The organism is Variovorax soli NBRC 106424 (assembly GCF_001591385.1).
Classification (GTDB): domain Bacteria; phylum Pseudomonadota; class Gammaproteobacteria; order Burkholderiales; family Burkholderiaceae_C; genus Variovorax; species Variovorax soli.
Genome location: NZ_BCUU01000036.1, coordinates 15,693 through 36,325, shown reverse-complemented (window position 1 = coordinate 36,325; position 20,633 = coordinate 15,693). Strand labels below are relative to the sequence as shown.

The window sequence follows — 20,633 nt, the reverse complement described above, 5'->3', positions numbered from 1 at the left end:
TTGCTCTCAGGCGCAGATTTTTTTATTCACGGGAGCGTATGGATGGCACCAGAACCATACGTTTTTGCAGATACATGGGGCACCGCAACTTCCCGCGATTGACGAAGACCCATGCGGCGCAGCCGCACACCTTGAAAGGAACGACATGACCACGGACAGCCCAACTCAATCCAGCTATGAGACGTGGCGGCAGGCGATTCAAGCGGAATTCACAGCGCAACACGAAGCGCTGTGCAGCGCGCTGGACGACGCGCAGACCTTGCTGCATGACAGCGTCGAATCGCTGCGGCGCGAAGTGCTTCTGCAGCATGCGGCGGCGGTTGAAGGCGGCGACGCCGAACACGCGGCGAAGCTCGCCGAACTGGTCGAACGGCTCGATCAGCAGATCGCCAGCATGAAGGCCGAGCCCCTTCGCAACGGCACGTAATCGTCCTACCCTTCGCCCTGCGGCTTGATGGACGGGCCGGTACTCAGTCCCCCCTTTCGACGAAGGAGTCCCGACCATGTCCGTGAACGCGGTACTGCTTGCGCCCACGCGCGCGCCCCTGTCCCATCATCAAGCGGGCGCCGCATCGGCCCACTACGCCCGCGATCTGCTGCGCTCGATCGGTATTGCCTTTCAGGCCCAGGCGCGCGGCATGAGCTTCGAAAGCGCCTTGGACGCGCGCGGCGCGAACGAAGCCATGAAGATCACGCGCGCGCTGGTGGGCGCCCTGGCACGCGCGGCGCAGGCCCCCGCCATGACCAACGTCCCCGGCTGGGCGCAGGAGCTGGTGCCGACCGTCGTCGCGGCGTTCGTCGACGTCCTGGCCGAGCAAGGTTCGACGCTCGCGCTGCTGCCAGCACAGCGCTATGTGTTCGGACCGGGCAAGCTGCGCGTGCCGATGCGAACGAGCGGCACTTCGCCCAATCTGGCGGCGGCGTTCTTCGCCGAAGGCGGTCCGATCCGGGTCGGGGCACTGCAACTGCAGCCCGCAACGCTCGCGCCGAAAACCCTGGGCGTGATCGGCACAACGACCCTCGAAATGATCGCGGCGGCAGGCGACGACGTCATGCTGAACGTCGTCCGACAAGGCGCGATGACCGACAGCGCGAAGGCGCTGGATCGCATCTTCTACGACGACCAGCCCGCCGACAACAAGCGCCCTGCGGGCCTGCAAAGCGGCATTGCTACAGGCGACACTGCCGTCAGCAGCGGGGCCACGGCGGCGAATATCCGCGCAGACCTGAAAGGCATGCTCTCGCGCCTGATCGCCAACGGCTTCGGCAGCCCGCGCACGGTCTGGATCATGAACACGCTGAACGCGGCGGCGCTCGCCGAAATCTCGGACGAAGCCGCCATGCTCGATCGCTACTTGAAAATCCCGATCGTGAGCGGCCCAGACGTGCCCGCTGACGTGGTGTTTCTGGCCGACTGCGCGGGCGTTGCCATCGGGCAGGACGTGCCGACGATCGACGTCGCGACCGAAACGCTGCTGCACGAAGAAGCTGGCGCGGGGCTGGTGAGCCCGATCGTGAGCGGTGACGCGGGCGCGGGCGTGATGGCATCGCCGACGCGCTCGATCTTTCAGACGAACGCCGCCGCCTTGAAGCTGGTGCTGCCCGTCGACTGGGTTGCTGCCGATGGCGCCGTGCAGGCGCTGACCGGCGTTGCTTGGTAAGGGGCGCCATGCTCCACGCTGACGCCCGCACCATCCCGAACGGCTGGATGAGCAACAAGCGCGCGCCAGCAGACTCGATCACCCGGCGCGCTGACGGCCTGCTGGTCGTACGCCTGCCTGATGGTTCGACCGATCTTGTCGCCGGGCACCGCCTCGATCTGGCGCAGGCGCTGGCGTCGGGCTTCATGGTGCCCCAGCGCCGCGCAGTAGCCCCGCCCAAGCCCGCCGAGGCGGCACCGAAGACCAGCGGCCTTACCCGCGCCGACGTCGACGGGCTGGGGCGCGTTTTCGAGCACATCGGGCAGCGCCTGCAAGCCCTGGAAGACAAGGGCAAGGCCAACGCGCCGCCCCCGCGTCGCAGCGCCAGCAGGCGGGAAGCCGCAGCGCGCGCCGAATTGGCATTGGCCCGCGCTGAGACGCTGTTGCGCCGCGCGCCATGACTGCGCCCGCCAAGCCCCCGGCCAAGCTGCGCGATTTCTCGCGCCCGCCTGGAGCGCTGCGGCATCAGGACGTCGTCGACGAAGGCCCGACGCTGGCCGAAGTCGGCAGGGCGCTGGGCGTGTCGCGCGAGCGCGTTCGGCAGCTCGAAACAAGCGCGCTTCGCAAGGTTGCCGATGCCCTGCGCGCCCGGGGCTTCGGCCCCGACGACTTCCTGGATTGATCACGACGCTGGCGGGGTCGAATTCGCAAACGGCCACGGCACGCGCACCGAGATCGGATGGGGCGCCGTATCGTCATCGTCGCTGATGCCAGCGGCTTCGATGACGTCGCCCAGGTCGCGCGCCACGCTGAGATGAAATTCTCCGAGCGCCGCAAGCATTGGCGCCACTCTCGCGAGCGCGGCTGCGGCCTGCGGATCACCCCTTGGAAACTGTGCCAGAACTGCCGCGACAAGTTGTTGGGCATCCATGCCTTGTTCGCTGGCTGCGCTGTTGAGTAGATCGAGCAATCCGAAGAATTGCGCAACCGTCGGCGGCGCCGTACCGAGCCGCCATGCGTGGGGAAGTCGTGCCCCTGCCAGTGACTCCGGGGGCCATCGCTCAGCCCGAGGCTTCGAGACCAGCGCCGCGTATTCGCCACTCTCGACGGCTGCAATTCCGTCCGCTCGCGCGTGCCCCGCGTTCAATGACAGCTCGCCGCGCAAGACGCGCTCGAATATCTCCGGCGACTTGCGCAGCAGGGATTTCGCAGACTGCAAGCGGCGCAAAGGAACCTGCGCGGCCTTCGCCGCTTCCTCTTCCGATAAATCCGCAAAGCTGCGGATTTTCCCGTTGCACGCGACTCGGGGCCTGCCACGCTTGCGCGTTGCCAGCCGCGCCCAGTAGCAAGCTCTCTGATCTTCGGTCCAGTTGCGGCGGCTGGTGCGAGCAATAGTCAGCTCGCTCGCCTCATCCTCAGTGCCGACGAACTGCACAACCGGGATGGTCGCAAGATTCGCAGCGATGGCAGCGCGCCAGCGCTGTTTTCCGTCCAGCACCTTCGCGTCGTACATGACCACAGGGTCGATCACGCCGCTGACTTTCACGCTCGCGACCAGTCCTGCAAAGTCGTCTGCGCTGGCTTCGGGAATGCCTTCGGCGCACGGATGAACCTCGGGCATGGGGTCAACAGGGAACAGCTCGGGCACTACCGAGCAAGGGAGCGATTGCGTTTGCTTCATGGCGAACTCCGGTGAAAAGCACGATCGCGCAGCGGAAGCGGGTTCCGCTGCTGATCGACACCCCCGAAAAAGTTCGCCGTGCATCAATTCCGGCCCGTGCGCGACGGTCGAAATCTGTAGCCCCGTGGGGGATGGGGCGCCCGCGACCTTACGCCGACGCGCGGCGCATTGCAAGGCCCGAAGGCGCCGCAATAGGCCGCCCCTGGGGCGTTTTCGGGCTGTGCCGCACCATGCCCCTATCCCGCCCTGCGATCGCGCCGCCTGCGCGCGTTCTGTCGGTCAGAGCTGCGTCGGCTCATCCTCGATCACTCCATCTGCAGTGATCGTGACGTAGATCATGTCCCCACCGAAGCCGCCTTCAAGATCGTCATCCTGTGCAGCCTGTAGCTGGCGGCGCATGGTCAGCAGCATCGCATCGCGGGAGAACGGTTCGGCAAGCAGTTCAGGATGATCGATAGGCGGGAGCGGCATGACCCGCGCGCCTCCTGCGCCGCTGTTTGCCTTCTTCGGAAAACATTGCTTGCGATCGACCTCGAACACTGCCGCCAACATGCGTTCATGCTCGGCAGACCATCCCGCGATCGCGACCTGCCATCTATTTGCGGCATCGGTGCCGATGGGCATGCTGCGGCACAGCAGGGGCGGAAAGGTCAGATGCGGCAGATTGATCAGGCTGTCGAAATCGCGTGTCGGCGACTGCTTCACGTACGCTTCGAGTGCATCCAGGGACTTGATTGCGCCCCGAGACGCCACCGCTAGCCGACGCTCGGGGAACACGCGCACCTTGCGGGCCACGTCCACATTGCCGCGCTGGCCTTCGCGGGATACGGCAGTGTCAGTCGCCACGACCACGCGTAGCGGCTCGGCGCACAGGTTCAGGATCGTCATGCGGCAGGAGGGTATCAGGCGGCAGGCCGCTGATAGCGCTGCGCCGTGCGCGGCGAAATGCCGGTGCGTTCGATGGTTTCGCGGTAGGGGCTGCTTACGGCAACCGTTGCCGGTTGCACGGTGCGCGCCTTCGCATGCCCGCCAGCTTTCGCAACCTGCTGCGGCGTGGCCCGTTCCAGCTCGGCCAGCAGTTCCCCGCAGCGGCGTTCGGCCCGCATGCGGAGCACCACGCCCCGGCGCAGGCGCCCGCGATCGCGGCGCGGTTCGGGAAGTCGACGCCTTTTCCCGACAGTGCAAATCCGCATGACGACGGAAGCGAAGAAGGGTGGAACAGAAATCTTCATTCCACCCCGCACTCATCGATTTTCCTAGGCTACAGAGAATGGGTGTTAATCCCGCCTGCTCCGCCAAGAAACCATCACTCGGTGCTTCAACCCGCACCTTGATTCCATCCACGAAAAAGCCCCGCGACCCGGGGCTTTTTCGTTTCCGGCCTCGCCAGAACCCGAGGTCCCGCCATGTAAGCGGTCCTCCTACACGACGACGGCTTGCAGGACTATCACCGCCTCCCGCTTTCCGCAGCACAGTGGCAGTTCGGCATCTCCAAGACCCTCCTCCTCCCTCCATCCCCGGGATGCCGTTTACGAACCCGCTTCGGCGGGTTTCTTTTTGTCCGGCGACCGGACGGACGGGCGTTGACGGCGGCCATCGGGGCGGCCACCATCAGCACGGATGCAGTGGTGGTCCGCCGCCCATGCACGCGGCGCGGAGGGAATGTCATGGCTGACAGCGACAAGGTGTTTGCCGGCTCGATTCCGAAGCTCTACGACACGCTGATGGTGCCGCTGATCTTCGAGGCCTATGCCGGCGACGTGGCGGCCCGCATTGCCGCATCACGCCCGATGTCCGTGCTCGAAACAGCCGCCGGCAGCGGCGTGGTCACGCGGGCGCTGGCGCCCAGGCTCGGCACCGAAGCGCGGTACGTGGTGACCGACCTGAACCAGCCCATGCTCGACTACGCGGCCACCCGGCAAGGGGCCGACAGCCGCATCACGTGGCAGCAGGCGGACGCCCTTCACCTTCCGTTCGAGGATGCGTCCTTCGATGTCGTGCTCTGCCAGTTCGGCGCCATGTTCTTCCCGGACCGGGTCGCCGGCTACGCCGAAGCCCGCCGCGTCCTCAGGCCGGGCGGCCTCTTTGTCTTCAGCGTGTGGGACCGCATCGAAGAGAACGAGTTTGCCGACGAGGTCACCAGCGCCATGGCCACCGTGTTTCCGCAAGACCCTCCGCGCTTCCTTGCGCGCACGCCGCACGGCTATCACGATGTCGCGGTGATCCGTTCAGAGGTGAATAGCGCCGGTTTCTCGCACGTCGAGCTCGAGACGATCGAAAAGGTGAGCCGCGCGTCGTCGGCACGCCAGGCCGCCACCGCCTATTGCCAAGGCACGCCGCTGCGCAACGAGATCGAAGCGCGCGACGCCAGTCGGCTCGAGTTCGCCACCGACCGCGCGACCGTGGTGATCGCCAAGCGCCACGGCAACGGTCCCGTGGCCGGGAAGATCCAGGCGCATGTGATGGCGGCCGTCAAATAGCGAGCGGCCCCAGCGGGAAGCGCTATCTCGAATGCGCGCCCATCCAGTCCCACACCCGTGCGGGCGCCTCGACCATCACGTTGTGGCCATGCGGGCCGAGATCGTCGGCCTGCGGGTCGATGGCGCGAAGCTGCTCCAGGGTCACCAGGGCGTCGCCGGCCGCACGGCCAAGATGGACGGGGCATCGGGCCAGCGCCAGCAACTGCGCAACGGGCGGCTTGCCGACGCCGAAGGCGCGCGGGTCCATGGCCAGGCGCCAGCCGCCGCCCTGTGCGTCGCGCGCGACGCCGCGCATCGCGACCGCCGGGGAATCAGCGCCGGCGATGCCGGCCAGCCCCGACACCTTCAGGTAGCGGTCCAGCGCCTCGGCCTCGGTGGCGAAGGCCCGGGGCGGCTGGGCGGCCAGCTTGTCCATGCGCTGCAGGTCCTCATCGCTCCAGGCGACCTTGATGCCGGCACCGAAGACGCGGTGCGGCACCACGCCGAACCAGCCCGTGGCGAGCGCCAGGCCGATCACGCCGCCGAGCGAATGGCCGAGCACCACGAGCCGCCCCGCCGGGTCGACGTGCGGCAACAGCGCGCGCGCGACGCTGGCGGCGTACTGGCCGACCGCATACGAATCCTGCGCGGGCGACTCCCCGTGCCCCGGCAAATCCATGGCCAGCCAGCGGCTGTGCCAGCGCTCGCCGGCCTCGGCGCACAGGGGCGACCAGACCGCCGCCGTGGCGCCCAGGCCGTGCAGCATCACCAGAAGGTCGGGCCCTGCTCCGCCCTGTTCGATGTACATGGGACAAGTCTCCGTCGTTCGTTCGATTGGACGCGGCCGAGATTAACCGAGCGGCCCGCGCCGCCCTACAGCTCCAGCACCAGGCGCTGGCCGCCGCATGCGCGCGAGCAGCAGCTCATCATGCGCTGGCCCGCCTCGCGCTCGGCGCGGGTCAGCACCATGTCGCGATGATCGACATCGCCCGAGAGCACGCGCACCTCGCACGATCCGCACAACCCTTCCTCGCAGTCGCTCTGCACGTCGATGTTGGCGGCGCGCAGCGCGGCCAGCAGTGTCTGGTCGGCTCGCACGGGCAGGGTCAGGCCGGAGTCCTTCAGCTCCACCTCGAAGGCGTGCTCCTTGTCCGGGTCCAGCGTGCCGAGGGTGGATTCGAAATGCTCCACCTTCAGCGCGTCCTCGGGCCAATGGGCGCAGGCCTTGTCCAGCGCTTCGAGCATGCGCAGCGGCCCGCAGGCGTAGACCTGCACGCCTTCCTCGGGCGTGGCCAGCAGCGCTGCCAGGTCCAGGCGCGCACCCTCCCCGCTCACATGCAGCGCAAGGTGCTCGCCGTGCAGCGCGCGCAGTTCGTCGACGAAGGCCATCGCGCCCCGGCTGCGCCCGCAGTAGTGCAGCGTGTAGTCGATGCCCAGGGCGCGCGCGCGGCGGGCCATGGCGGCAATCGGCGTGATGCCGATGCCGCCGGCAATGAAGATCAAGCGCCTGGCGCCTTCGTCCAGGCGGAAGTGGTTGCGCGGCCCGCGGATGCGCAGCCGGTCGCCCGCCTTCACCTGGCCGTGCACCCAGGCCGAGCCGCCGCGGCTCTGTGGATCCAGCAGCACCGCGATCTCCAGGGCAGACGCGTCGTCCGGATCGCCGCACAGCGAGTACTGGCGGGACAGCCCGGTGTCGCCGCACTCCACGTCGATGTGCGAGCCCGGAGACCAGCGCGGCATCGGCCGGCCGTCGGGCGCGGCCAGCCGAAGGCGCACGATGCCCTGCGCGACCTGCGTGGCGCTTTGCACCACCACCGGCCGGGTGATGGCATGGGCCGAGGGCTCGCCGATGCGCACGCCGGCGCGTGCACCGGTGCGCAAGGCCGGGTCGCGGCGTTCGGGGTTGCGCGCCGGGTCCCACTGCACCCACAGGTGCTCCGGCCCGCGGAAGGACGTGTTGGGCACGTAGCTGAAGCGCTGCGGCGCTAGCTGCATGTGCGGCAGGCGCCGCGTGAACTCCTCCAGGAACACCTGCATCTCCATGCGTGCCAGGTTCTTGCCCATGCACTGGTGCGAACCGTAGCCGAAGGTCAGGTGGTCGCTCGCGTTGTCGCGGCGGATGTCGAACAGGTCGGCATCGGCAAAGCGGGCCTCGTCGTGGTTGGCCGACGAGGTGACGATCAGGAGCTTGCTGCCCGCCGGGATGTCGATGCCACCCACCGTGACGTCCTGCGTGGCGAGGCGTCGCCATGCGGCCACCGAGCCGTTGTGCCGCAGGCACTCTTCCACGGCGTTCGGAATGAGCGCCGGGTCTTCGCAGATGTCGCGCCATGCGGACGGGTGCTGCAGCAGCAGCTTCATCGCGTTGGCCGTGGCATTGGCGGTGGTTTCGTGCGCCGCGACGATGCCGGCCATCATCATGGAGTGCAGGTAGGAGTCGGTCACGACCTCCGGAAATTCCTTCTGCTTGCGGATGCCGTACTGCATCCAGCCTTCGGCATCCGGGTCCTGGCGCATCTTGTCGAGCACCTTGCCCGCGAACTGCCAGAAGTTGCCCACCGCATGCGCCACCTCGACCTGCTCTTCCGGCCTGGGCCGGCCCCAGGTGTTGACGGTGTGCGCGATGCTGTACTTGCGCAGCGTGTCCATGTCTTCTTCCGGCACGCCCAGGAAGTGCAGGGCCACGGTAAGCGGCACTTCCCACAGCATCTGGTCCACCAGGTCGGCCCGCCCTTCGTCGATGAAGCGGTCCACATACTCGCGGGCCAGCTGGCGCACCAGCGGCTCGTGCTTCATCAGGTGCTCGGGGGTGAACGGCTCCATCAGCACCCGGCGGCGCGGCATGTGCGCCGGCTCGTCCTCGTTCACCAGCGTGCGGTTGAGGGCGAAGCCGTAGCTGGCCAGCACCGCATTCGCCTCCGGGCCGGTGGGCGTGATCTTCTCCAGCGCAATGGAGGGACTGAAGGTGAGGTTGTCGCGGAAGATGGCCTTGATGTCGTCGTAGCGCGTCACCACCCAGTAGCCCAGCTGCGGGCTGTAGAAGACGGGCTCCTGCTCGCGCGCCCAGCGCACGTACTCAGGCGGGTCCTGCTGGTAGCCGTCGCTGAACGGGTCGAAGGCAGCCGCCTGGTGGCTCACGGGGCAGCCCGTGGGCGAGCGCTGTTCTTGCTGCGCCCCATGGGCGAAGGGGCAGCCGCCGCTCGCCGGGGCAGCTGTGTTGGTGGCAGGGTTCATGTCGGGGGCTCCCAAAAGGCAAAGGCCCCGGACATTCGCCAGGGCCGGCCGCCATGCAAGCGGCAAGATGAAAGATCGGTCAGTCCAGCGTGATGTTCAGGTCGCGGATGAGCTTGTGCCAGCGCGTGGTCTCCGACTTGAGCAGCTCGGCGAACTGGGCCGGCGTGTTGCCCACCGGCTCCACGCCGAAGTCGACCAGCTTCTTGTGCACGTCGGGCGCGTTGATGGCCGCGACCACCTGCTTGTTGAGCGCAGCCACCACATCCGCGGGCGTGGCGGCGGGCACCACCATGCCCACCAGCGCAGCCGCCTCGACATTCTTGAAGCCGAGTTCGGCAAAGGTCGGAACGTCCGGCAGCTGCGGCAGGCGCTTGGCATTGGCCACGGCCAGGGGCCGCACCTTGCCGCCCTTGATGAAGCCTGCACCTGCGGCCAGGTCGACCATCATGGCCGGCACCTGCCCGCCGGCCACGTCGGCCAGGGCCGGCGCGGCGCCGCGGTACGGGGCGTGGTTCATCTTCAGGCCGGCTTCGGTCCTGAGCAGTTCCATGGCCAGGTGATGCGGGCTGCCGGCACCGGCGGACGCGTAGTTGATGCCATCGGCACTGGCCTTGGCCTGGGCGATGAATTCCTTGGCGTCCTTGGCCGTCACGCTCGGGCTGACCACCAGGATCATGGGAAAGCGGCCCATCAGCGTGACGGGGGCCAGGTCCTTGGTCGGGCTGTAGCTCAGCGACTTGTAGAGCGCCGGGTTGAACACCAGCGTGCCGTTGTCCGCCGACAGCACGGTATTGCCGTCGGGTGCGGAGCGCACCACGTCGGCGGCGGCGATGGCGGTGTTGCCGCCCGGCTTGTTGTCCACCAGCACCGGCTGGCCGATTTGCGTGGACAGCTGCTGGCCGATGGTGCGGGCCAGGAAGTCCGAGCCGCCGCCCGCCGGATAGGGAACCAGCCAGCGAACCGGCTTGGACGGCCAGGCGGGCTGGGCCTGTGCTGCAACGGGGGCGACCAGCGGCAACGCGAGCAGGCAGGTGGCAATGAGCTTCTTCATGGGACTCTTCCTTAAGGTCGGGTGTTCATCTATTGCGTAATTCTTATCCGCATAGCGTAATTTCAGAATCCAGGCTAACCCTGACAATCCCGTCCACCGATTTCCCTTGCCCCGCATGCCTCGCCAAGACTCCCCTCCTCTTCCCGGCACCGACCGACCACGCGAGCGCCGCCAGCGCGTACAGGCCGCCGAAACCGGCATGGCCGTACTCAAGGGCCTGGCCGACCTCGGGGGCCGTGCCACCTTGACCGCCCTGTCGGCCCACGTGCAGGAGCCGCCGGCCAAGGTGCACCGGTACCTGGCCAGCCTGGCCGAGGAAGGGCTGGTCTCGCAGGACGCGGGCACGCAGCAGTACTTCCTGGGCCCCGAAGCCATCCGCATCGGCATGGCGGCCATGCGCCAGGCCGACCCGATCCGCGCCGCGGAGCCGGCGCTCGTGCGCCTGCGCGAGACGCTGGAGATCACCTGCTTCATCGCGGTGATGGGCAACAAGGGCCCGACCATCGTGCGCTTCGAGGAACCGGGCCTGCCGGTGACCGTGAACGTGCGGGTCGGCTCGGTGCTGCCGCTGCTCTGGTCGGCCACGGGCCGCGCCTTCCTCGCCTACCTGGACGAGCGCGCGGTGCAGGCCATGGCTTCGGAGGAGCTGTCGCATGCCTCGCCCGAGCAGCGCGCCTCGCTGGCCGGCAAGGACCCCATCGAGGCGCTGCGCCAGGCCGTGCGCAAGGCCGGCTGCGCCTCGGTGCGCGACACCAACTTGCGTGGCATCAGCGCGGTGTCTGCGCCGCTGCACGACCACACCGGGCGCGTGTGCGCCGTGCTGACCGCGCTGGGGGCGACGGGCGGCTTCGATGCCGCGGTGGGCGGGCCGGTCGCGAAGGCCGTGCAGCGAGAAGCCGCGTCGATCAGTGCGATGCTGGGGTATCAGGACCAGGCGCGTTGAGGGTTGGCAAGCCGGCACTCGCGGACATCAGGCAAGGCCGGTCGACTAGCATGTCGGCATGAACCCATTGCAGTTCGAACTCGATCGCCTGTACGGACTGGGTGCGAGCGCCGCCGCGCACGATGCGGCCCCAGCGACCGCCGTGGGCGTTCGGGTCCTGGTGCTGGAGCTGAGGCCACCCGCGGGGTGGGCCCAGCTGTCCTCGGTCTGGACGGGCGTCCAAGCGGACCTCGGCTTTCCTGCCCCGGCCATCGCGGTCTCAGGCGTCGATGCATTGCAGCTGTGGTTCTCCCTTGCTTCGCCGACCTTGCCGAGTGCTGGCGAGCTTTTCCTGCGGGGCCTGCGTGCGCGGTATCTGCCGGACGTCGGATCGGCCCAGGTACGCCTGATCGCCGATGCGGCGCAGCTCCCGCCCGCGCCGCCCCTGGAGACCGGCCCGGACCGCTGGTCGGCGTTCCTGGCGCCCGACCTGGCTTCGGTGTTTGCCGATACGCCGTGGCTGGACCTTCCACCGAGCAGCGAAGGCCAGGCAGCGCTTCTGCGCACGCTCGATCCCATCCGGCAAATCGACTTCGAAGCCGCGCGGGGCCAGCTTGGCGTCCTGGAGGACGTGACGGCTGACTCGACGCGGTCCGGCTTGCCCGAAGCGGCCGCCTCCGGACAAGGGAGCGCCGACGCGGAGCGCTTCCTGAGACGCGTCATGAACGACGAATCGGTGCCCATGGCCTTGCGGATCGAAGCCGCAAAGGCCTTGCTGGCCCACGCCAGGCGTGAGACCGGCTAACCAGGCAGCGGAGCCGCCATCTGCGCCTGGAACATCCGCGTGAAGTCGCAGCTTTCCTGCGCGAGCATCACGATGGACGAAGTGAGCGCGCTGCGGTGGGTGCCCTTCTGCATGGCCACGTAGCGCACCACGGGAAGGGCTGGCACCACGTCGAGCTCCGCGAGCATGCCCGCGGTCACCAGCGGCTGCAGGCACTCGCGCGGCAGATAGCTCACGCCAAGGCCCGACACGGTGAGCCCGGTCAGCGCCACCAGGTTGCTCACCACGATCGCGCTGGCCGGCTGCACGCCCTGCTCCTTCAGCCACGCATCGTAGGCGCGACCGGTGCCCGAGTTGGGGCCCTGCACCAGCATGCGGTGCCGCGCCAGTTCGTGCAGCCGGATGGGGCTGCCTGCGCTGACCACACCGGGCTTGCACATCCAGGCACTCGTCACCTGACCGACCACCTTGTGCGGCAGGCGTGCGTCGGCAAAGGTCTCCGGCACGATGGCCAGGTCGAGCTGGTCGGCCAGCAGCTTGTCGCGCAGTTGCAGGCTGTCGTCCACGTCGGGCTCGAGGATCACCTTGGGGTAGTGCTGCTGGATCAGGCCGATCAATCGCGGCAGCCACGTCATGGCGCTCAGTTCGGTCACGCCGAGGCGGATTCGGCGCTCCAGGACGCCGGGCTTGCCGAACTGCTCCACGGCGGCGTCGCGCTGCTCCAGGAGCTTGCCGGCGAGCAGGAACATTTCCTCGCCTTTTTCCGTCAAGCGGGCGGCGCGCTGGCTGCGGTCGAACAGCTCGGTGTCGAACAGTTGTTCCAGCTCGTGCACGCGCTTGGAAATGGCCGACTGCGAGGTATGGAGGTGGCTGGCCGCCTGCGCGAAGCCGCCGAGCCGGGCGATCCAGTACAGCGCTTCGAGCTGCTTGAAGGTCATCACGGGAGGGTTCTACAAAACACTTTTGTTCATGCAATTCGATCACAAAAAATCGCTTTTGGAAATTCATCGTGGCATCGAAGATGCGCCCCGAACCACCCTCATCGAATTGCAAGGAATCCCTGCCATGAACTTCCAGAAGCGGCCCCTCATGTTCGGACTTGCGCTGGCCCTGTGCTGCGGCGCCGCCAGCGCCCAGAGCGGAGGCACGCTGCAGAAGATCAAGGAGAGCGGCACGATCCAGATCGGCGCCCGCGAAAGCCAGATTCCGTTTTCGTATAAGCTCAGTGCGGACGCCGCGCCCATTGGCTTCACCACCGACATCTGCCTGAAGATCGTGGATGCCGTGAAAGCCAAGCTGGGCCTGCCGAAGGTCGAGGTGCAGTACGTCATGCTCAACTCGACCAACCGGATCCCGCTGCTCCAGAACGGCACCGTCGACCTGGACTGCGCCACCACCACCAACAGCACGCAGCGCCAGCAGCAGGTCGACTTCGCGCCCAGCCACTTCGTCACCAACATCACCGCCGCCGTGAAGAAGGCCTCGGGCATCAACACCCTGGCCGACCTCAACGGCAAGAACGTGGCAACCGTTGCGGGCAGCACCTCGATCCAGCTGCTGCGCGGCGCGCGCAAGAGCGGCAGCATCGAGGCGAACGAGCTGCCGGGCAAGGACACCTCCGACGGCTTCCTGCTGCTGTCCACCGGCCGTGCCGATGCCTACGTGCTCGACGACGTGCAGCTCGCCGGCATGATTGCCAATGCGCCCAACCCCGGCGACTACAAGATCCTGAAGGAGTCGCTGCGCCAGGAGCCCTACGGGATCATGCTGCGCAAGGACGATCCGCAGTTCAAGGCGCTGGTGGACGAGACCGTCGCCGGCCTGATGAAGTCGGGCGCCATCGAGCAGCTCTACGCCAAGTGGTTCCTCTCGCCCATTCCGCCCAAGAACGCGAATCTCAACTTCCCGATGTCCGACGCGGTGCGCGAGATCTACAAGAACCCCAACAACAAGGGCGTCTGACGCGATGGGCACCGATCAAGCACTTCTTCCGAAGCTCGCCCGCGGCCAGCTGTTTTCCGACGCGCTGATGCGCGAGGTGAAGGCGCGCTTCCTCCAGGTCGACCACGACCATCACGGCCGCGAGCGCCTGTACTTCGACAACGCCGGGGGCTCCTTTCGCCTGAAGGCCGCGGCCGAGCGCTTCGCGCAGGTCGACGCCATTCCCGACAACGCAGAGCGCATTCACGCCACCGCGGTGGAGTTGCAGGACATCCAGGCCAAGGGGTGCGCCGACCTGCGCACGATCCTGAACGCCCAGGGCGGCAGCGTGTACGCCTCGCTCAGCGCCTCGGGCGCCATGTTCGACATGGTGCGTGCGGTGGCCGAGAACGTACCGGGCACCAACATGGTCACGACCGTGCTCGAACATCCATCGGCCTTCGATGCGATGAGCCTGTACGCGCAGCGCCTGGGCCGCGAGCTGCGCGTTGCCAGGAGCAACCCGGCCACCGGCGGGGTGGACGTGGACGAGATCCTGCGGCTGGTCGACGAGAACACCAGCGTGCTCAACGTCATTTACGCATCGAACATCTCGGGCGCCAAGCTCGACATGGAAGCGATCGTGCGCGGTGCGCGCGAGATCAAGCCGGATCTCTACATCCTGGCGGACGCGGTGCAGCACGCGCCGCACGGCCTGATCGACCTGCAGAAGACGCCGGTGGACGGCATCAACCTCGCGCCCTACAAGTTCTTCGGCTGCCGGGGATCGGGCCTGTCGTGGCTGTCCGAGCGCGCGTCCGTGCTGCCGCACCACAAGCTCGCGGGCAAGAAGCCCGACTACTGGGACCTGGGCAGCGCCGCGCCGTGGCAGTTTGCGGTTCTCACCGAGATCGTCGACTACGTGTGCTGGCTGGGCAGCCAGTTCGTGGGCGACGCCATCACCACAGATCGCCGCGCGCTGTTCACCGCGGGCATCACGCACATCGAGTTGCACGAGCGCGCACTGCTGGCGCTGCTGCTCGACGGCAACGAGAACGTGGCCGGCATGCGCAAGCTGGAAGGCGTCAGCGTCTTCCTCGACCACGATGACCTGACCCGGCGCGACCTGATCCTGGGCATCGGCTTCGACCGCATCGACTGCACGCAGGCCGTGGTGGAGTACGCCAGGCGCGGGGTGACGGTCTACGAGCGGGTCGCCACCAGCATCTACTCCAGGCGCATGCTCGAATCCTTCGGCCTCGCGGGGACCGTGCGCGTGTCGCCCCTGCACTGCCATTCCGTGGCCGACGTCGAGAAGTTCCTGCGCATTACCCAGGACATCGCCAGGGGCGATTGACGAAGCCTGCCGGGCGCGGGATGTCGAGCACGCGCCTTTTTCTTCGAGTTGCAATCAACGGCTTGTGCGGTACTGCCCGCCGCAGTAGCCTCCCAGCGGGCCAATCCCTGGGTGCAACCCGCAGGTGCAGATGGAAGCCTCGCTTTCCGGTCTTCGCAGCAAGCTCGAAGAGGTGCAGCGCACCGTCGAGGGCTCGCGCCTGGCCTGGGCCCGCGAGTCGGCCTTCGACTTTGCCGAGCGGCTGGGGCATGTGCTGGACCTGTTCGAGGAAATCGACGCCCTCATCCTCCAGCGCCACGCCGACCCGGCCTCGATCGAGCCTTTGCGGGCATTGATGTCCGATCAGCTGGGGCGGATCAACGAGCTGCTGGAGCTGGAGCTCGCGCCGGCCCTCGCAGCCGAGGACCGGGCGGCGGCCATGCCCGTCGTGGCCGCCTTGGACACGGCGATCGCCCATGCCGAGGACACCTGGTCGGCCATCCAGACCGCTTGCCTCAAATAGACGACGCGGCCTCGACTCGGCCGAGTTCGATCCTTTAGCGGACGCCGGCGACCAGGCGCGCTGCCAACTGCCGCGCCGTTCGTACGCCAGCGCCTTTGCCGGCCATCGCCACCGCGGGAGGGTTGGCCAGCATTCGCTCGAAGACCGCCTGCACCTCTGCTGCGTGGATGCTCTCGATCGCCGCGATCGCATCGGCAACAGGCGTCACGGTTGCGCTGGCAAAGAGCTCCTCGACGGCCTGCTCCATCGCCGCGTAGGTCCGCTCTCCGGCGCGCACGCGCGACACGATCAATTGGTTCTTCGCCCGCTCCAGGTGTACCGGATCGATCTTCGTCGCCTGCTCGCGCAGCAAAACGGCCGTCGACGACACAAGCTCGTCGAGCTTGTCCGGGGTGGTGACCGCATGAATGACGAAGTTGGCCCAGACGTCGCCGGCGTCCATCGTGGAATGCGTCGTGTAGGCCAGGCCGAGCTGCTCGCGGACCCTGTCGACCAGGGGCGCCGACATCCCGCCGCCAAACAGGTTGACCGCCAGCGCCGCCGCAAGGCGCCAACGCTGCTGGGGGATTTCTTCCTCCCGCGCAGGCGCCAACGGATAAGCGATGTTCAGGAAGACCTGAGACACCTGCGAAAAGCGCCGCGCCACGGCCGTGCCCATGTACTTCCCGGGCTTTGGCGGCGGCGGTTCAGGCAGCTGGGCCGAGGGCATGGCGGAAAAGAGCTGCCCTGCGAGCGCCAGCCAGGCTTCGACATCGAAATTCCCGGCCGCCGCGACGACGGTCTTCTCTGCGACGTGGTGGGACTGGACGTGCCGCACCAGATCCTGCCGGGTGAAGCCTTCGATGTTCCGGACCGTGCCGATCACCGGCATGCCCATCGGGTCATCGCCCCAGATGGCGCGGTCGAGCAGCTCGCTGGAGGTGTCCTCCGGGTCTTCCTCGTATTCGATGGCTTCATGGCGGATGACCTCCAGTTCTCGCCGAAGTTCGTCTTCGGGGAATGTGCTGTTCAGCACGATGTCGGCCGTCATCTGCAGCAGCTGCTCCGCGTGCCGGCCCAGGCCGGTCATGAAGTAGCCGGTGGTGTCCTTGCTGGCGAATGCGTTGACGTCCGCGCCCAGCCGCTCTGCCTCCAGGTTGATGGCCTGCACGGAACGGGTGGCGGTCCCTTTGAACGCCATGTGCTCGAGGACATGGCCGATACCGTTCGTGGCCGGGGTTTCATCGCGCGAGCCGACGCGAATGAACACGCCCACACTGGCACTGCGCACGTGGGGCATGGGTACGGCGAGCAGCCGCACCCCGTTCGCAAGCGTGCGAAGGGCGATGGTGGGCGAACCAGGGGCTTTCACTGCATCTGCTTGAGGTTGCCGATGCGCACCAGCATCTCGGTGAACATCTGCATGTCCGCATCGAGGTCCTGCACCTCCTTGTATTCCTTGGCGTTGTGCGCGGTGTACTTCTTGCCCGGCATCGCGGGCCCGAAGTTGATCGCGTTGGGCATCAGCTTCGCGGTGGTGCTGCCCGCCGTGGCCACGGGCTTCGCCTCCAGGCCCGTGGTGTCGCCGAACACGTTGAGCAGCGTCGACAGCCACGCGCCCTTCGGATCGCGCGCCATCCAGTTGCCCTGCTCGTAGCTGACCTCCAGCTTCACATGGTTCGCCGCAGCCCAGGCGTCGATCTTGCCCTTCACGGATTCCACGAGCGCCTCTGGCGTGCGGCCGCGCGGCATGCGCGCATTGGCAGTGACTTCCAGCTTTCCGTCGCGCTCGCGGATCAGGTTGGGCGATATCGTGAGCGGGCCCATGAAGTCATCCCGGTAGCCCACGCCCATCTTCTCGCCGAGGTAGCCCGTGCCGTACAGGTCGTCCAGGTAGCGCAACGCCTTCGCGTAGTGGTTGTCCGCGAGCGGAATGCCGGCCTCGCGCAAGAACAATCCGAGGCGAGGCAGCGGGTTCACGCCTTCTTCCGGCCGCGATCCGTGGGCCGAAACGCCCGTCACCTTCACGGCCAGGCTGTCCGCGGCCGGGGTGATGTCGATCGCGAACTTGCCGCCTTGCGTTTCGTATTTGCGCAGGAAGTCCGACTTGGCAGCTTCGAGCCTGGCCGCTGCAGCGGCCAGGTCACCACCCCTGAGCGTGGCGGTGGCGGTCTGCGGCACGGCATTGGCCGCGGCGGCGCCGGCCATGGCCGTGATACCCGTGGTGTTCGCGCCGGTGGGCTCGGCGGGAAAGAAAACCTTCACCGCGCCGGAGCCCTTCTCGGCCACGACCGCCGGGTACTTGCTGTCGAGCACGATGTTGTAGTCTGGCAGCGGCGTCTTTTCGCGGTAGTACTTCATCGCGTCGCCACCGGTCTCTTCGGTGGTCTCGATCATCAGGCGGATCGTCCGGTCGATCGGCAGGCCGCTCTCCTTGACGGCTTTCATCGCGAACAGCGTTGCCGCGATCGATCCCTTGTCGTCGATCGTGCCGCGGCCATAGAGCAGATTGCCCACACGCGTGACCTTGAACGGATCGATCCTGCGGCCGTCGTCCAGCACCCACTCGTCGGCGGTCACGGGCACCACGTCGGCGTGCGTCAGGATGCCGAACTCATCGCTGCCGCGACCCGGCAGCTTCACTTCGAAGATGCGGTTTTCGACGTTGCGGTAAGCGAGGCCGAAGTCCCGCGCGGCGCCTTCGACCAGCGCGCCGAACGCAATGATGGCGGGGTTCTGGTGCGGCGGCACCTTGTCGTCGCGAACCGTCGGCAGTTCGACCATCTTCTCCAGCATGGCGAGCACGGCGCCCTGGCTGTGCGTCCGGTTCCACAAGCCGAGCAGGCGGCCGATGTTGACGAGGTCGTCGCCGGCAAGCGGCGTTTTCGAGCGGTAGGCGGTAACGGCTGATTGCAGTGAGGGGTTGGCCTTGAGGGCGGCGCCGAGGAAGGCCTGGAAGTCGGCGGACGGGGTCGCTTGTTCGATGGCGGCGAGTTTGTCGAGTTCGGGTTTCTTGAGGGTGTCGGCTTGGGCCGGCGCGGCGAAGAGCAGGCTAACAGCGAGGGACAGGACTGTGGCATGCGAATGGGGCGTCATCACATACTCCGGTGGCGGGCGAATAGAGGGGCCGGGTGTCTCGGCGAAGGGGCGAGACTATCGCACACGCCGGGTGAGCGCCGCTGAAGCGGTCTTCGTGCCCTGCATGTCAAAAGAGCAGAGCCTGCATGCGGCAGCACGGCAGCCCCGGGGTGCGCCCCGGAGCAATCTCCCTCACTGCTGCGTTGCCGATGCCTGCTCGAGCGTCGCGTCGAACTGCATTCTCACGGGAGCCGTCGGCGTCCACTGATCCCACGTCGCGCCGAGGGCGCTGTTGTTGGGGTTGCCCGTTCTGATGAATGCCGAGACAGACTGCTGCATGAGACTGGTGAGCGCCAGTCTTCCAGGTTCGTTCGCCTTGCTGTACCCGAAGGAATTCAGGTTCACGCCGAAATTGCCGAAGATGAACGACAGGTCGCCGGCATGCCACGCACCATAGACATCGTTCCACGGAGCCGGCTGCTGCTTCCATCTGAAGTTGTAGGCGTACAAGGGCACCTGCCCGTAGTAGGCCGTGCTGCTCGAATCCGACAAGGCCCAGAAGGTCGCCGTGGTGATGCTCGGACCGGGGACCACGCGGTTCGCATTGTTCTGCGCGTAGATGTTGTAGTTCTCCACGGTCAGCGGCGAGATGATCGTGCCGTCGATGATGTCCTGGAACCGAAGGCCCGAGATCGTCCCGAGAAAGGTTTCATTCATCCACCTGACGCGCGTGTAATCATCGATCTTGAACGCGGCCGAGAAGAGCTTTCCTTCCTCCGCCGTGTTGCCGACCAGGATCGGCACCTTGTTGAACGTCCCGGCCCTGACCGCGCCAGCCGAGTTCGCCGGCATCACGGTGCCATCCGAAATCGGCGCCACCGTTCCCCAGAGCGTCGCCGTCGTCGACCCCGGCTCGAAGGTACGCGAGCCGGTGCCGAACTTGCCTCCCGTGGGATCGACCTGCAGGCCGTAGAGTTCGGCGGCACTCTTGGTCATCAGGTAGTTCCTGATCCATTCGTTGCTCTGGCCCATGCGATACGCATCGGCCGACGCCTTGTCGCTGGCCAGTCCGTCCTTGATCAGCATCGCGTTGATGATGGCGTTGGACTTGTTCACCGCGGCGGTCTTGGAGCTGCCGCCGATTCCGCCGCTGAGGGAAACCGCCTTGTGGAAGAGGCCAGCCGCCATCGGCGACACGATCAGGGCATTGACGTTCGTGGAGCCGGCCGACTGGCCCATGATCGTCACGTTGTCGGGATCGCCGCCGAAGTTCTCGATGTTGTTCTTCACGAACTTCAAGGACTGGATCAGATCCAGCACGGCAAAGTTGCCGGAGTCCCTGACAGCATCGCCCGTGTCGAAGGCGGGATGGGCGAACCAGCCCATCATGCCCAGCCGGTACGCGACGGTCACCACGACCGCGTTGGCACTTTTCGCCAGGTTGCCGCCTGCCGTCAGGGGGTCCGTCGCGCCGCCGACGACGTTGCTTCCCCCGTGGATATAGACGATGACCGGCAGCTTCGCCCGGTCGCCTCGGGCGCCCGTGGGGGCCCAGATGTTCAGATAGAGACAGTCCTCGGAGCCCATGGGCTTGTAGAAGTTGTCGGTGATCGCGGAATAGTCCTTGCCCCTGGGTGGCGGACTGAAGATGCCGCCGATCTGCGTGCACGCCTCTGCATAGTCCCTGGTCGGCTTGACGCCTCTCCAAGGGGTCGGATCCTGCGGGGGCTGCCATCGAAGCGTCCCCACCGGCGGTTCGGCGAAGGGAACACCGAGCCATACGGCGGTCGCCCCGTCGGCGGACGTCACGCCTTCAATCTGTCCGAATTGGGTCTTGCGAATCTGCGGGGGAGTTGGCTTGGCCGTGCTGGCGCCGGCGTCATCGAAACCGCCACCGCCGCCGCCACCGCCGCAACCGGTCAGGCCGACACTCAATGTCGTCGACGCGACCAGCGCGACGGTGACTGATCTCAATATGCTTGATTTCATGTCTCACTCCTGTTTGTTCTACGGCAGAAGGTTGCCG

Annotated in this window: 20 protein-coding genes; 10 read left to right on the top strand and 10 right to left on the bottom strand. The window is 67.0% G+C overall.

Going from position 1 to position 20,633, the window contains the following annotated elements; translation table 11 throughout:
* Window positions 1–145: 145 nt before the first annotated feature.
* From VSO01S_RS12745 to VSO01S_RS12730, 4 genes are all read left to right on the top strand, one after another.
* The gene (locus VSO01S_RS12745; protein ID WP_068642913.1) at window positions 146–427 is read left to right on the top strand and encodes a hypothetical protein; all 282 of its coding nucleotides are present in this window, start codon (window positions 146–148) and stop codon (window positions 425–427) included.
* Window positions 428–503: 76 nt separating this feature from the next.
* Window positions 504–1,661: a phage major capsid protein gene (locus VSO01S_RS12740; protein WP_068642911.1), complete on the top strand. Its 1,158-nt coding sequence runs from the start codon at window positions 504–506 to the stop codon at window positions 1,659–1,661.
* Window positions 1,662–1,669: 8 nt separating this feature from the next.
* On the top strand, window positions 1,670–2,101 hold the full coding sequence (locus VSO01S_RS12735; protein WP_068642909.1) for a hypothetical protein: 432 nt from the start codon (window positions 1,670–1,672) through the stop codon (window positions 2,099–2,101).
* Window positions 2,098–2,322 (top strand): sigma factor-like helix-turn-helix DNA-binding protein, encoded by a 225-nt coding sequence (locus VSO01S_RS12730; protein WP_068642907.1) that lies wholly within the window; start codon window positions 2,098–2,100, stop codon window positions 2,320–2,322. Before VSO01S_RS12735 ends, VSO01S_RS12730 begins: the two co-directional genes overlap by 4 nt.
* On the opposite strand, the gene VSO01S_RS12725 is transcribed toward VSO01S_RS12730, so the two are convergent.
* The 3 genes from VSO01S_RS12725 to VSO01S_RS12715 all read right to left on the bottom strand — a co-directional run bounded on the left by VSO01S_RS12725 (window position 2,323) and on the right by VSO01S_RS12715 (window position 4,553).
* Window positions 2,323–3,321, bottom strand: a complete 999-nt coding sequence (locus tag VSO01S_RS12725) for a ParB/RepB/Spo0J family partition protein (RefSeq protein WP_161944440.1) — start codon at window positions 3,319–3,321, stop codon at window positions 2,323–2,325.
* Window positions 3,322–3,600: 279 nt separating this feature from the next.
* Entirely contained in the window at window positions 3,601–4,209 is a 609-nt protein-coding gene (locus tag VSO01S_RS12720) for a hypothetical protein (protein WP_068642903.1), read from the bottom strand.
* 14 nt (window positions 4,210–4,223) lie between these two features.
* The gene (locus tag VSO01S_RS12715; RefSeq protein ID WP_153305247.1) at window positions 4,224–4,553 is read right to left on the bottom strand and encodes a hypothetical protein; all 330 of its coding nucleotides are present in this window, start codon (window positions 4,551–4,553) and stop codon (window positions 4,224–4,226) included.
* Window positions 4,554–4,988: 435 nt separating this feature from the next.
* On the opposite strand from VSO01S_RS12715, the gene VSO01S_RS12710 reads away from it, so the two are divergent.
* Window positions 4,989–5,801 (top strand): class I SAM-dependent methyltransferase, encoded by an 813-nt coding sequence (locus VSO01S_RS12710; RefSeq protein ID WP_068642899.1) that lies wholly within the window; start codon window positions 4,989–4,991, stop codon window positions 5,799–5,801.
* Window positions 5,802–5,823: 22 nt separating this feature from the next.
* Here VSO01S_RS12710 and VSO01S_RS12705 read toward each other — a convergent pair whose 3' ends face one another.
* The 3 genes from VSO01S_RS12705 to VSO01S_RS12695 all read right to left on the bottom strand — a co-directional run bounded on the left by VSO01S_RS12705 (window position 5,824) and on the right by VSO01S_RS12695 (window position 10,065).
* Complete coding sequence (locus VSO01S_RS12705) at window positions 5,824–6,588, bottom strand: alpha/beta fold hydrolase (RefSeq protein WP_068642897.1); 765 nt, start codon at window positions 6,586–6,588, stop codon at window positions 5,824–5,826.
* Window positions 6,589–6,653: 65 nt separating this feature from the next.
* The gene (locus VSO01S_RS12700) at window positions 6,654–9,014 is read right to left on the bottom strand and encodes a cytochrome P450/oxidoreductase (protein ID WP_068642895.1); all 2,361 of its coding nucleotides are present in this window, start codon (window positions 9,012–9,014) and stop codon (window positions 6,654–6,656) included.
* A 79-nt stretch (window positions 9,015–9,093) separates the two neighbouring features.
* Window positions 9,094–10,065, bottom strand: coding sequence for a Bug family tripartite tricarboxylate transporter substrate binding protein (locus tag VSO01S_RS12695; RefSeq protein WP_068642892.1), 972 nt, complete (start codon window positions 10,063–10,065; stop codon window positions 9,094–9,096).
* Between the two features lie 115 nt (window positions 10,066–10,180).
* On the opposite strand from VSO01S_RS12695, the gene VSO01S_RS12690 reads away from it, so the two are divergent.
* Both VSO01S_RS12690 and VSO01S_RS12685 read left to right on the top strand, forming a co-directional pair.
* A complete protein-coding gene (locus tag VSO01S_RS12690) occupies window positions 10,181–11,008 on the top strand; it encodes an IclR family transcriptional regulator (RefSeq protein WP_068642890.1) in 828 nt (275 codons plus the stop codon).
* A gap of 58 nt (window positions 11,009–11,066) precedes the next feature.
* Window positions 11,067–11,792, top strand: a complete 726-nt coding sequence (locus tag VSO01S_RS12685; RefSeq protein WP_068642888.1) for a hypothetical protein — start codon at window positions 11,067–11,069, stop codon at window positions 11,790–11,792.
* Here VSO01S_RS12685 and VSO01S_RS12680 read toward each other — a convergent pair.
* Window positions 11,789–12,709 (bottom strand): LysR family transcriptional regulator, encoded by a 921-nt coding sequence (locus VSO01S_RS12680; protein ID WP_068642886.1) that lies wholly within the window; start codon window positions 12,707–12,709, stop codon window positions 11,789–11,791. The genes VSO01S_RS12685 and VSO01S_RS12680 overlap by 4 nt on opposite strands.
* 127 nt (window positions 12,710–12,836) lie before the next feature.
* On the opposite strand from VSO01S_RS12680, the gene VSO01S_RS12675 reads away from it, so the two are divergent.
* The 3 genes from VSO01S_RS12675 to VSO01S_RS12665 all read left to right on the top strand — a co-directional run bounded on the left by VSO01S_RS12675 (window position 12,837) and on the right by VSO01S_RS12665 (window position 15,550).
* Window positions 12,837–13,733: an amino acid ABC transporter substrate-binding protein gene (locus VSO01S_RS12675; protein ID WP_068642884.1), complete on the top strand. Its 897-nt coding sequence runs from the start codon at window positions 12,837–12,839 to the stop codon at window positions 13,731–13,733.
* A gap of 4 nt (window positions 13,734–13,737) precedes the next feature.
* Entirely contained in the window at window positions 13,738–15,048 is a 1,311-nt protein-coding gene (locus VSO01S_RS12670; RefSeq protein ID WP_068642882.1) for an aminotransferase class V-fold PLP-dependent enzyme, read from the top strand.
* Window positions 15,049–15,178: 130 nt separating this feature from the next.
* Complete coding sequence (locus VSO01S_RS12665; RefSeq protein WP_068642880.1) at window positions 15,179–15,550, top strand: hypothetical protein; 372 nt, start codon at window positions 15,179–15,181, stop codon at window positions 15,548–15,550.
* Window positions 15,551–15,584: 34 nt separating this feature from the next.
* Here the strand turns inward: VSO01S_RS12665 and VSO01S_RS12660 are convergent, their stop codons facing one another.
* From VSO01S_RS12660 to VSO01S_RS12650, 3 genes are all read right to left on the bottom strand, one after another.
* Window positions 15,585–16,877, bottom strand: coding sequence for a M16 family metallopeptidase (locus VSO01S_RS12660; protein ID WP_068642937.1), 1,293 nt, complete (start codon window positions 16,875–16,877; stop codon window positions 15,585–15,587).
* A gap of 20 nt (window positions 16,878–16,897) precedes the next feature.
* Window positions 16,898–18,625, bottom strand: coding sequence for a dipeptidase (locus tag VSO01S_RS12655; protein ID WP_068642878.1), 1,728 nt, complete (start codon window positions 18,623–18,625; stop codon window positions 16,898–16,900).
* Window positions 18,626–18,799: 174 nt separating this feature from the next.
* Window positions 18,800–20,596 carry a carboxylesterase/lipase family protein gene (locus VSO01S_RS12650; RefSeq protein WP_084241845.1) on the bottom strand — a complete coding sequence of 599 codons (1,797 nt, stop codon included), beginning with the start codon at window positions 20,594–20,596 and terminating at the stop codon, window positions 18,800–18,802.
* Window positions 20,597–20,633: the final 37 nt, after the last annotated feature.

Bases quoted from the DNA above. Each gene is read 5' to 3' on its own strand.
- VSO01S_RS12650 (WP_084241845.1), bottom strand. From the start codon at position 20,596: ATGAAATCAAGCATATTGAGATCAGTCACCGTCGCGCTGGTCGCGTCG.
- VSO01S_RS12715 (WP_153305247.1), bottom strand. From the start codon at position 4,553: ATGAAGATTTCTGTTCCACCCTTCTTCGCTTCCGTCGTCATGCGGATT.
- VSO01S_RS12670 (WP_068642882.1), top strand. From the start codon at position 13,738: ATGGGCACCGATCAAGCACTTCTTCCGAAGCTCGCCCGCGGCCAGCTG.
- VSO01S_RS12695 (WP_068642892.1), bottom strand. From the start codon at position 10,065: ATGAAGAAGCTCATTGCCACCTGCCTGCTCGCGTTGCCGCTGGTCGCC.
- VSO01S_RS12740 (WP_068642911.1), top strand. From the start codon at position 504: ATGTCCGTGAACGCGGTACTGCTTGCGCCCACGCGCGCGCCCCTGTCC.
- VSO01S_RS12700 (WP_068642895.1), bottom strand. From the start codon at position 9,014: ATGAACCCTGCCACCAACACAGCTGCCCCGGCGAGCGGCGGCTGCCCC.
- VSO01S_RS12710 (WP_068642899.1), top strand. From the start codon at position 4,989: ATGGCTGACAGCGACAAGGTGTTTGCCGGCTCGATTCCGAAGCTCTAC.
- VSO01S_RS12675 (WP_068642884.1), top strand. From the start codon at position 12,837: ATGAACTTCCAGAAGCGGCCCCTCATGTTCGGACTTGCGCTGGCCCTG.
- VSO01S_RS12705 (WP_068642897.1), bottom strand. From the start codon at position 6,588: ATGTACATCGAACAGGGCGGAGCAGGGCCCGACCTTCTGGTGATGCTG.
- VSO01S_RS12685 (WP_068642888.1), top strand. From the start codon at position 11,067: ATGAACCCATTGCAGTTCGAACTCGATCGCCTGTACGGACTGGGTGCG.
- VSO01S_RS12690 (WP_068642890.1), top strand. From the start codon at position 10,181: ATGCCTCGCCAAGACTCCCCTCCTCTTCCCGGCACCGACCGACCACGC.
- VSO01S_RS12730 (WP_068642907.1), top strand. From the start codon at position 2,098: ATGACTGCGCCCGCCAAGCCCCCGGCCAAGCTGCGCGATTTCTCGCGC.
- VSO01S_RS12680 (WP_068642886.1), bottom strand. From the start codon at position 12,709: ATGACCTTCAAGCAGCTCGAAGCGCTGTACTGGATCGCCCGGCTCGGC.
- VSO01S_RS12735 (WP_068642909.1), top strand. From the start codon at position 1,670: ATGCTCCACGCTGACGCCCGCACCATCCCGAACGGCTGGATGAGCAAC.
- VSO01S_RS12665 (WP_068642880.1), top strand. From the start codon at position 15,179: ATGGAAGCCTCGCTTTCCGGTCTTCGCAGCAAGCTCGAAGAGGTGCAG.
- VSO01S_RS12725 (WP_161944440.1), bottom strand. From the start codon at position 3,321: ATGAAGCAAACGCAATCGCTCCCTTGCTCGGTAGTGCCCGAGCTGTTC.
- VSO01S_RS12745 (WP_068642913.1), top strand. From the start codon at position 146: ATGACCACGGACAGCCCAACTCAATCCAGCTATGAGACGTGGCGGCAG.
- VSO01S_RS12655 (WP_068642878.1), bottom strand. From the start codon at position 18,625: ATGACGCCCCATTCGCATGCCACAGTCCTGTCCCTCGCTGTTAGCCTG.
- VSO01S_RS12720 (WP_068642903.1), bottom strand. From the start codon at position 4,209: ATGACGATCCTGAACCTGTGCGCCGAGCCGCTACGCGTGGTCGTGGCG.